Below are 10,940 nucleotides of genomic sequence, written 5' to 3' on the forward strand. Positions count from 1 at the left end.
TTGAGATTTTAATTTTTAATTGTTGAAGGTTGAAATAATAGTGGATGTCTGCCTCTAGCTTGATAAAGCAAACTTTCTAAGATGATCGCATTCGTATTAATGTCAACTGAAGCATTAACACCTAGTTTAGAATTTTCATATTTTCCTGAAAAATAACCCCGATTTTTATCGGATAGATTTTGAGCAAAGTCTCGCAACCTTTTCGTGTAAGGCTCATCTGGCATGAGCGCAAACCAAGAAAATGCAGCTTTTGTACTGATAAAGCGCAGTTGGGGATAGGCTTTTCCTGTAGTATTAACGGCTTGCCAAAATTGACCATTGGAGTAGACACTGTAATATAAAAAGTAAGGAGGACGATCTAAAGAATCTTCATTTACAGCAGTTAAAATCCCAGTGCGTTTAAACCGTTGTTGTTGCACTTTAAAAAGGTTTTGCACTTGAGTTTTAACAGCATCATTCCAACCCATTTCTAAACCCCAGAGTAAATAAGGGTCATTCGTCAGGTAGTTAGTAGCTCCAGAGTTTTTGAAATTACGCTCGTCGATTTGCAGTTTAATTCCATCTATTTCAACCGTTTTTACTGGTGGATTAAAAAGAGCATTTGCAGCTTGAATATTCCATAGCCTTAGACTGTGGGCAGCATATTGCTCATAGCCTAATCGTCCTTCTTGGACTTCGAGAAGTTTGCCTGCTTTAGGGATAGCACCATTTAACCAATCATCTTTGACAAGTTTTGATATATGCCAACGAGCGACAATACGATTAATGCGTGAAGCAAAGCTGTCGCTTTTGGGCGAATCTCTATATTCTGGATAATGCGATCGCATAACATGCAATCCTAATAAAAATCTCGCCATATCCAAAGCTGACCAACCACTTGTACCTTTGGGATCGGGGGTGTCATTGAGTTGGCGCATTTCGGCAGTACGGGTGCTATAAGCTTTGTTGGGCAAACCAGTTACAGGTAGCGGCAGTTTTTCTAACGTCTCTAGCAATGTGTTCATCCGCTTTTGGAAAACATCTTGCGGCAATAACCCTAACTGGTAAGCTGCATGAATTCCTAGTAAGGCGCTACCTTGATCCCACCAAGTTGTCCACGGCAAGTTATCTACAGAATTTACTAAACCTGTTTGGGGATTCCAGTTACGCTCAAAATATTTCCAAGCCCGCCCGGCAGCAATTTTATCCGCTTCTTGAGTCAATCGTGGAAAAGAAGTTGTTGGTGAAGGAGTAGCAGATTTTTCTGGCGTAGTTGTTGGTTTTAGTGGTAGTGGTGTAACTATAGGAGCAATGGGTTCTGGAAGGGTTTGTGGCGTTGGTGTTTGGACATTAGAGTTAAAGTTATCAGGGGCAGCAATGATCGTAGATGGGGTATGAAAGCATTGCCACGTCACCAGACTCGGACAACGCAGAGGTTGTTGATTTGTCGTTGCGTACAAAACCGATTGCAAAATCATGCTTTTGATGCCCGTTGTTGCCATTTATATCTTTTTTGCCAATTCAGCAGGCGATAAATAACCGAAAGCCGGATTATTTACCGCGTCTTTATAACCAGCAGATTTGCCGCTATTGCTGTTAATTGCCCAATCACATTCCTTATTAATATTGAAATAAAGAATGGCTCTTACACCCATCCCAGCTAACTGAGTGTAAGAGTCTTGTAACCATTGGTCTTTGGCAGTGTTTTGTAAACCATTTTGCGTATTACTCGTACTAGCTGTTTGAGCAATGAAAATCGGTTTACTGCCAGCCATAACCTTCATCCGCTTGATATATGGTTCAAAAACTTCTTTTGGGCTATTCCAGTGTTTCCAAGAAGAATTACTACAATATCCCCAGTTGTACGAACTAAAGGCAACGACATCTACCGACTTGTCCCCAGGATAGTAGTTTTCAAAGCGATGTTTATTGTTTTTACTCCAACCATTGGGCGCAAATACCCAACGGATTGCCTGTGAAGATACACCAGCTTCTTTAAATATCTTTTGGATACGTTGATAAGCTAACTTGAAGTTTTGTGGGTCTTGGCTGTATGCTTCTCCAGGAATGTTCATCTCTTGCAACGGAGCAACAAACGCAAAACGACCCTCCCCTTGTTTTGCCCAGTCAGAGTATGCTTTTGCCACTTTTTGCAGAGAACTATCTACCTCTCCCCTAGCAATCTGTGCTGCTCTCCGAGTCGATTTAAGATTAACAAAGGCTGTGTATCCGTTGTGCTTGAGTTGTTCTAGGGAAACTGGGATGTTGTAGGCAGGATTTGAGTCTTCGATATCAAAGAAAAATCCAGCAATAGAATGGCGCTTACCAACCCATTGATCGATCTGGCGCAATTCGCTGTCAATTGTACTTTGAGTTCCGATGTAATCTGGGGTGTATAGTCCCAGTAGTACAGGAGGATTGGAAGTTGTTTGGTTTAATTTACGGTTTTCGAGTTGCTTTGAGGCATCAGCGATCGCCATTAAATTTTTACTTGCAAAGATGCTTCCTAGTAAAATTAGCATCATTAGCGCCAGTCGTGCCTTGTTCATAGATTTGAAGGAATAACCAGAGATTTTGAAGTTCAAGCTAGTACCGCAAGGCAAAAGTCACGCATTCAAAAGGTAAATGAATTGTATTCCAAGCTTTTGCGCCATTTTAAATTGGTATGTTGATTTTTGCCCCTACTGTACTAGTAACTGCATCATGTACAAGTATTCCCAAATACAACTGATTAATAACAAACACAGCTTTGTAATTACAGTGAATTGCATTTCAACTTATTCTGTGATTTTTGTGCCAGTTACTAACGGAATATTTTTGCTGAGTGAAACCCAGTAACTTCCAGAACTATCAGAAATTAATCTGGTTCGTTGTGTCGCAGCACCAGGTAAACCTCGCCCAGAATCTCCCTTTGTAACTTCTTGCCACCAAGGAGATTTCATGCTGGTAGTCGGACGAATTAGAGGTTGTCGATTGATCACCTCATACAGCAAGGATTGCAAAATCATACTGTTAGTGCTGCTGGTAAAACCAACTGCCGTTTTACCTGTGGCTTCATAGAAACCCTCATAAAATCCGGCTAATGGATTGTATAAGTCAGTCGTTCCTTGCAGTAACTCTTGACTATACTTGTTTTCTGGAAGCAGGGCATGATAGGCAAAAGCGACTGCTGTACTTACCAATCGCCCTTTTGGTACAGGTTGACCGTTATCTGCTAAAGCCACCCAAGACTCACCATGTCCAGTAATTGTACTGTGGACAGTGTAAGGTTTACGATCAATTAAGGTGGTGGCTGAGGCTGTGAGAGTTCCAGTGCGATGATAACGTTCAGCTTGTGCCTGAAAAATTGGTTCAAAGAGTGATCGCATTTGTGGATCTAGTCCAAACTCCAGTGCATAGAGTAAAAATGGATTGCTAACTGTGTATTGGTTAACTTTCGATTTAGTATCCGTGCGACGACGTTGGATTGGAACTTTCACTCCCTCTACTGAAGCAGTTTGATATTCACCCCCAACAGCAGAACCATCAACATTAAACCCCCATAATTGAAAAGCACGAGCGGCATATTCCTCATAACCCAAGCGGGTTTCAGGGTTAACGCGGGTAAGCGATCGCCCATCTTGATCTTTGGTGGTTGTAGCACTGGAGAGAATACCCTCACGTACCACACGCAAGTATGACCAATCCAGCACAATTTTATCTACAGCTGCCGTGTATTCTGGATGACAGGTTTTTAAGTTGTAAAGCGCTGCCAGCATTCTACCTAAATCTAAAGCTGACCAGCCGTTGCCTTCTGGAATCGGATTTCCACCATAATCTACTGATTGCAGCGATCGCGTATCATAACCCCGACCCGGCAATTCTCCAGCAAATAATGGTAACTTTGTCAAGGCTGCTAAAAGATGTCGAGTGCGCTGGTCAAATTCTTTAGGGGTAATTATATCGAGCGATCGCGCTGCATGGAGTGCTGCGAGATAATCTCCCAATCCCCAGAGGGTTGCACCTTTGAAATCACTGCGATCGTCTATCAGCCCACTCTTAGAATGATAATTTGCTTGAAAGTATCGCCAAGCCGCCTCTGCATAACGCCGTTCAATTACTGACAGTGGTCGATCTAGTTTGAGGTTAGATGATGATTGGGGACTAGCCACTGGTGGAATGGGTGCAACAGCTACCTCTGTAGGTTTAGAAGTATCCGCAGGGGTTGCGGAAGGAGTTGTAACATGAGAAGTCGGTTGATTTGCAGAAGGAGTCGTAACAGGAGAATTCGGTTGATTTGAAGGTGTTGCTGGAGAAGCATTTTCACTAGGCTTGCCAGTAGACACACTCGCAGACCGAGAAGCAATTAAAGGGTGATTTCCCTTAGCTTTGTAGTATAAAATCTCCAAAATCAGCCCATTAGTATTACCTGTCAAAGCTTTATTGGGTTGTTTTGATTCTTCATAGATACCAGCATAGTAACCACTATTATCAGGGCTACGCAGATCCTTGACTGCATCAAAAACTTTTTGAGCATAGGCATTATCTGGAAAAAGATAGCGCCAGCCAAAAGCAGCTTTGGTGCTGATGCTGCGAAACTGTGGATAAGGTTGATTAGCATCCGTGATTGTTGCCCAGTTTGCACCGTTGGCGTAGACTGTGTTGTAGAGAAAATAAGGCGCTTGATCGATATTGTCTTCTGTGACAGCAGTCAACTGCCCTGTGGCGTCATAACGCCGTTTTTGCACATCTAAAACCCTGGCAGCAAAATCAGCTAACTCCCCTTGCAAGCCAAACTCAATCCCATCAAGGATATAAGACTCACTAACAACATAATTATTAGCGTTGGTGCTTTTAAAGTCACGAGTATCAACAGGAATTTTGACACCATTGATTTCAACTAACTGAAATGGTTCTAAAGAAATAGCCTTGGGTGCAGAGAAACCCCAAAGTTGATAACCCCTAGCGCCGTATTCTTCGTAGCCAAGTCGGCCTTCTTGCACTAGCAGCGTTTTGTTATCTGGGAGAACAGTAGCACCAAAAAGTTGCCCATCTTTGAGCGATCGCGCCACTTGCCACTTTGCTACAATTCCTTTTAGCCAGTCATTATATTGAGGGTGACAGGTGCGGATAACATCAAACGCAGCAAGTATTCGCCCGACATCCAAAGCAGACCAACCAATACCTCGCTCCAGTGGATTATTGCCATAATCAACCATTTGTGCATTGGCTGCGTTATAGACTTTATTGGGCAAAGTATCTTCAAATAACTTTAAGCTGTTAAGAGTTGTCAAAAACTTGTTGAGGCGTGAATCAAAATCTGCTTGGTCAGTAAGATTCAACCAGCGTGCAGCATTTAACGCCATCAGGTAATTCCCCATATCCCAGAGTGTACCCGAAGGATAACCGCCAGTAGAATTGGTCAATCCCGTTGCTGGCTGATAATTTTTGACAAAATACTGCCAAGCAGCACGAGCATAAGTTTGTTCTTCAGGGGTGAGCGGGGCTGTAATATTGCTACAGCTACTAGAATTTTCGGATAAGACTGGTGTCGGGATGTAAAACAACAATTGTAGAAATGTCCCAATTAGGAACAATGCAATCAATCTCAACAGTTTTTTTTGACGGGGTTTGTGTATCATAATGATCCAAAGAAGGAGTTAGGAGCGTCAAAAAGAGGCAAGGGGGCAGGGGGCAGGGAGCAAGGGGGAACAACCCCATACTTAAAAAGTAGGGGGTTGTAATAAGGAAACTTTGTTTCTCGCACTCCGTGTCTCGAAACAATAATCTAAGAAAATTGCAAATTCAGTTTAACCAAAGAAATAAAAAATTGACAAAAATGCTCAGGGTGTTATTTTAGTCGCAGATTCAGACTCCACAACCCTTATTTTTGTGACTAAATACCGCAAAAATGCCATCAATCAAGCAATTCTTTCTAAGTTGCAACAAGTATTCAGTAGACTGAATTCTTAGGGACTTCCAGAAAATAAATTATCCCATTTCACGCCCATCTAAACGACTTTCTTTCCCCCTGCTCCCAGCCCCCTGCCCCCTGCCCCCTGCCCTCAAAGCGATGGAATATTTTTTTAATTGGAAGTCCCTTACGTAGATGTTTATCCACCAGACAACAATATTTCACAAATTATTAAGTTTATTGACTTGCTTGTTCATTGCTCAAGAATTTTGATAAACAATAATATAAAATAATCTTTTTTCAAATAATTTATCAAAAAAGCTTCATGCTTAAAACCTCGCCCGCAACTGGTGCGAAAAAGTCCTAGTATCTTAAGGTAGGTAAAAACCTTACCCGCAAGTGGCGTGGTTTAATTTAATTGCGTTAGTGTAGCGGGGCGTAAAGCTTTTGGCATAGCTTCTCTACGAGAGGCTGCGCCAACGCTTAACGCGATAGCGTCTCCAAGAGTTGCCCATTGCGAATTAGATTTATGTTTTTATTTCTGAATAATTACCACTAGCGATCGCTACATTAGTAATGTTGTACCGAAAGCCAATAAACAAGTTGCAAAAATTCATCCAAAAACAAAGTTATTTGCATATAGGGGTTTTTCTGGCAACTCTCTTGAGCATTATATTTTTCAGTTGGGTAGCACTCTCGCAGCAACCAGTTACCCTCAATATATTAATGACTGCTCCTGATGCCGAACCTTGGAGGAAAGGTTTAATTAGAGACTTCGAGGCTGAGAACCCTAATATTCGCATTAACTTAGTTGAAGGGCCCAATGCCACAAATTTGCTCGAAGACTTGTATACCTCATCTTTTATCTTAGGTCAATCCCCTTATGACCTGATCAATATGGATGTCATCTGGACATCCAAGTTTGCTGCTGCTGGATGGTTGCTACCCTTAGACGATCGCATTTCTAAAAAAGAGTTGGCAGCATTTTCATCACAGGATGTAGAAGGGGGACGTTACCAAAACAAGCTATACCGCATTCCAGTGCGTTCTGACGTAGGAATGCTCTACTACCGGGAAGATTTAATTAAACAAGCAGGGTTGAAACCCCCAGAAACCTTTGATGATTTGATTAGAATTTCCCAAGTTTTGCAGAAGAAAAAGGAGGTGAATTGGGGCTATGTTTGGCAGGGTCGCCAATATGAAGGACTTGTGGCAATGTTTGCGGAAGTTCTTGATGGCTTTGGTGGCTTCTGGGTTAATCCCAAGACGCTCGAAGTTGGACTAGATCGACCACAAACATTACAAGCCATTGAGTTTCTGCGTAGAACCGTTAAGGAAGGCGTTTCTCCTCCTGGAGTCACCACCTACCAGGAAGAAGACACCCGACGCTTGTTTCAAAGTGGTAAAGTAGCGTTTTTACGCAGTTGGCCCTATGCATGGCCTTTAGCCCAGGCAGAGAATTCGCCAATCCGGGGCAAAATTGCGATTAAACCGATGGTTCATGCTCCTGGTAAGACGGGAGCGGCTTGTTTAGGGGGCTGGGGTTTAGGGATTGCTAAATCTTCTCAACATCCTGAAGAAGCTTGGAAAGCAATTCAGTATTTTACTAGTCGGGAAGCACAGCGCCGATTTATTTTGAGTGCAGGCTATGTGCCAAGTCGCCGGGATTTATTTACAGACCCAGAGATTGTTGCTAAATACCCCCACTATCCGCAATTATTGGAGGTCGTGGACAATGCAGTTTTACGTCCGCCGATCGCCCAATATGCTCAGACATCAGATATTTTGCAGCGTTATCTTAGCGCCGCGTTATCTAATCGGATGAATTCTGAACGAGCAATGCAAGCTGCTGCTGCTGAAACGCGCCGATTGCTGGCGGCAGGGGGACAAGGGAGATGAAGGGGAATAACAAAGATAAATACCCAATGCCCAATGACAAATGACAAATTTACATACACTCAGAAATCGGGAACAACAGACAGCATGGATATTACTAACACCTGCATTACTGCTGCTGTTGTTTGTATTTGCCTACCCGATTTTACGAGCATTTTGGTTAAGCGTATTTACTAGAAATCTGGGAACAGAACTACTACCTGTATTTTCTGGTTTGGACAATTATGTGCGGATGGCGGGAGATGGTCGTTTCTGGCAGAGTTTGTGGGCGACTACGGTGTTTACAACAGCATCAGTAATCTCAGAACTAGTGCTAGGACTAGGGATTGCCTTAGTTCTCAATCAGGCGTTTTTTGGGCGGGGCATAGTGCGTACAACTGCAATTATCCCTTGGGCTTTGCCTACTGCTTTGATTGGTCTGGCGTGGTCTTGGATTTTTAACGACCAATTTGGGGTTGTAAACGATATTCTGCGGCGGTTGGGACTGATTAAGACTGGGATTAACTGGTTAGGAGATCCAGTGCTGGCGATGATAGCAGTGGTTTTTGCTGATGTTTGGAAAACTACGCCGTTTATCAGTATCCTATTGCTAGCTGGGTTGCAATCGATATCACAAGACCTCTATGAAGCTTACTCGGTCGATGGGGCAAATGCTTGGCAAAGCTTCCGCAATATAACCCTGCCACTGCTGCTGCCACAAATCTTAATTGCAGTGTTATTTCGGTTTGCTCAAGCTTTCGGGATTTTCGACTTGATTGCTGTGATGACCGGAGGTGGCCCTGGTGGCGCTACGGAATTGGTGTCATTGTATATTTATTCTACGGTGATGCGCTACTTAGATTTTGGTTATGGAGCAGCCCTTGTAGTAGTGACATTTTTAATATTGATTGTGGCGGTAGCGATCGCTAGTTTCTTGCTTAACAAATACCGTGCCAAAACATCAGGAGCCATTTAACCTATGAGTGTAACTCCACAAGTACTTCCAACGACTCCAAAACCAACAGGGGGAACCAAGTTTTCTCTTCAAAAAATCTTGCTGCCCATAATAGTTGTATTAGTGGTAGTATTTAGCCTATCCCCAGCCTTATGGCAATTGCTAACCTCCTTTAAAGTCAATGAGGATATTGCCGCCGTTCCTACTGTTTATTTTCCCACACGATTCACTTTCAATCACTACATTGAGTTATTCACCCGTCGCCCATTTTGGCGCTACATCTTCAACAGCGCCTTTGTCTCGATTACTTCTACAGTTGTATCTTTAGCGATCGGCGCACCTGCGGCTTATGCCCTCGCACGGTTACGCCCTTGGGGTGAACGATTTATCCTCGCCAGCGTTCTAATTGTTACCTTATTTCCTGGAATTCTCTTGTTCTTAGGACTGTTAGAAATTATCCAAGCGCTGAGATTAGGTAACAATTATCTGGCGCTGATTATACCCTATACTGCCATCAATTTACCGCTAACAATTTTGGTACTGAGAAGCTTTTTCCAACAATTGCCAAAAGATTTGGAAGATTCCGCCAGGGTCGATGGCTATAACACTTTTCAACTACTATGGCAAATCGTGCTACCCATGACCCTTCCCGCCTTAGTGACTACTGGAATCCTCACCTTTATTTTTGCTTGGAACGAGTTTATTTTCGCTCTCACATTTATGACCCGTGAAGAGTTGAAGACAATTCCCGTTGCTGCGGCTCAGTTGGGTGGTGCGACAATATATGAAATTCCTTACGGCCCGATCGCTGCTGCAACTGTTGTGGGGACATTACCCTTAATTTTATTAGTTTTATTTTTCCAGCGCCGGATTGTCCAAGGTCTTACTGCTGGTGCTGTCAAGGGATAAAAATCAAAAAATCAAAATGGCTAAACTTGAACTCAAAAACTTAAATAAAACCTACAGTCCTAAAGTCGTCCCTGTCAAAGACGTTAGTTTAACTGTAGATAACGATGAGTTTCTGACTTTACTTGGCCCTTCTGGCTGTGGTAAATCCACCGTCCTACGCATGATTGCAGGTCTTGAAGAACCTACTCGTGGTCAGATCAAGATTGGGGAGATGGATGTCACTTATAAACGAGCAGCCGATCGCAACATTGCAATGGTATTTCAAAGCTATGCACTCTATCCCCACATGAGTGTGTACGAAAACCTCGCTTCTGGACTCAAGCTGAAAAAAGTACCACCTACAGAAATTAAACAGCGAGTGACAGAAGTAGCAGAAGTTTTAGGATTAGCAGAGTTAATGAACCGCAAGCCTGGCCAAATGTCTGGAGGTCAACGACAGAGAGTTGCTGTCGGTCGGGCTTTGGTGCGTAATGCCGATGTATACCTGCTAGATGAACCTTTAAGTAACCTGGATGCACTACTGCGAGAAAAAGTCCGAGCCGATATCAAGCAAATTTTTGCTGCACAAAAAGTGCCAGTTGTCTACGTTACTCACGACCAAACCGAAGCGATGACGCTCTCTACGAAAGTTGCATTGCTCAACGATGGCTATGTCCAGCAACTTGACCCGCCTGAGTGCATTTATAACCATCCTGCTAATCTATTTGTGGCTGGATTTGTTGGTAGTCCGCAAATGAATTTACTGACTTTACCTTGTAAGGGACAATATGCGATCATGGGTAACTTCCAAGTACTTCTCCCTGATATACCAACAGTACCACCGCAGATTGTTTTGGGAATCCGCCCAGAAGATGTCCGCATTGCTCAACCAGGTGAGACCCAGACTATCCAAGGGAAAGTGTTTTTAGTCGAAAACTTAGGTATGCACTATTTGGTTAGTGTCAAGATTGAGGATTCACAAACCGAAGCGATTACGGTACGTGCTTTGTTGCCAACAGACCAAAATTGGAGTGGCGAAGATATTACATTAGCATTGCCCCCTCAGGATATTCACTGGTTTGATGTTCAATCTGGCCATGCTCTTGTTAAAAGACAAATGTATTAACGTGAGTTCGACGGCGATCGCAAAAGCAAAAAGCTTGTCTTGAAAGGAATAAGAGCAATTGACTTGGTATAGAAGACAAAGAATTATTGAGAATAGACCTCTGCAAAACTTCTATAAATTATCCAAAAGTTTGGCGTTGCATATTTGCGGGATGAATTAGGCTGAAAGGGTGATAAAACCGTCATGGAGGTAATGAAGTAATAATTTAATTGAAAGCCTAAGCA

General features: G+C 42.9%; 7 protein-coding genes. 4 read left to right on the forward strand and 3 right to left on the reverse strand.

Features of this window, described 5'->3' with window-relative positions; all coding sequences use genetic code 11:
* Positions 1-8: 8 nt before the first annotated feature.
* From V7L20_RS19415 to V7L20_RS19425, 3 genes are all read right to left on the reverse strand, one after another.
* On the reverse strand, positions 9-1,481 hold the full coding sequence (locus V7L20_RS19415; RefSeq protein ID WP_334745655.1) for a DUF3131 domain-containing protein: 1,473 nt from the start codon (positions 1,479-1,481) through the stop codon (positions 9-11).
* Positions 1,482-2,528 carry a hypothetical protein gene (locus tag V7L20_RS19420; RefSeq protein ID WP_334745656.1) on the reverse strand — a complete coding sequence of 349 codons (1,047 nt, stop codon included), beginning with the start codon at positions 2,526-2,528 and terminating at the stop codon, positions 1,482-1,484. It abuts the gene before it with no gap.
* Between the two features lie 228 nt (positions 2,529-2,756).
* Positions 2,757-5,600 carry a DUF3131 domain-containing protein gene (locus V7L20_RS19425; protein ID WP_334745657.1) on the reverse strand — a complete coding sequence of 948 codons (2,844 nt, stop codon included), beginning with the start codon at positions 5,598-5,600 and terminating at the stop codon, positions 2,757-2,759.
* Between the two features lie 848 nt (positions 5,601-6,448).
* On the opposite strand from V7L20_RS19425, the gene V7L20_RS19430 reads away from it, so the two are divergent.
* From V7L20_RS19430 to V7L20_RS19445, 4 genes are read left to right on the forward strand one after another with little or no spacing between them, the layout of a single operon-like run.
* Positions 6,449-7,771 carry an ABC transporter substrate-binding protein gene (locus V7L20_RS19430; protein ID WP_334745658.1) on the forward strand — a complete coding sequence of 441 codons (1,323 nt, stop codon included), beginning with the start codon at positions 6,449-6,451 and terminating at the stop codon, positions 7,769-7,771.
* A gap of 40 nt (positions 7,772-7,811) precedes the next feature.
* A complete protein-coding gene (locus V7L20_RS19435; RefSeq protein WP_334745659.1) occupies positions 7,812-8,723 on the forward strand; it encodes a carbohydrate ABC transporter permease in 912 nt (303 codons plus the stop codon).
* 3 nt (positions 8,724-8,726) lie between these two features.
* Complete coding sequence (locus V7L20_RS19440; protein ID WP_334745660.1) at positions 8,727-9,611, forward strand: carbohydrate ABC transporter permease; 885 nt, start codon at positions 8,727-8,729, stop codon at positions 9,609-9,611.
* A 16-nt stretch (positions 9,612-9,627) separates the two neighbouring features.
* The gene (locus tag V7L20_RS19445) at positions 9,628-10,716 is read left to right on the forward strand and encodes an ABC transporter ATP-binding protein (RefSeq protein ID WP_334745661.1); all 1,089 of its coding nucleotides are present in this window, start codon (positions 9,628-9,630) and stop codon (positions 10,714-10,716) included.
* Positions 10,717-10,940: the final 224 nt, after the last annotated feature.

The sequence above is a fragment of the Nostoc sp. genome, assembly GCF_036916735.1.
In the GTDB taxonomy this organism is placed as follows: Bacteria; Cyanobacteriota; Cyanobacteriia; order Cyanobacteriales; family Nostocaceae; genus Nostoc.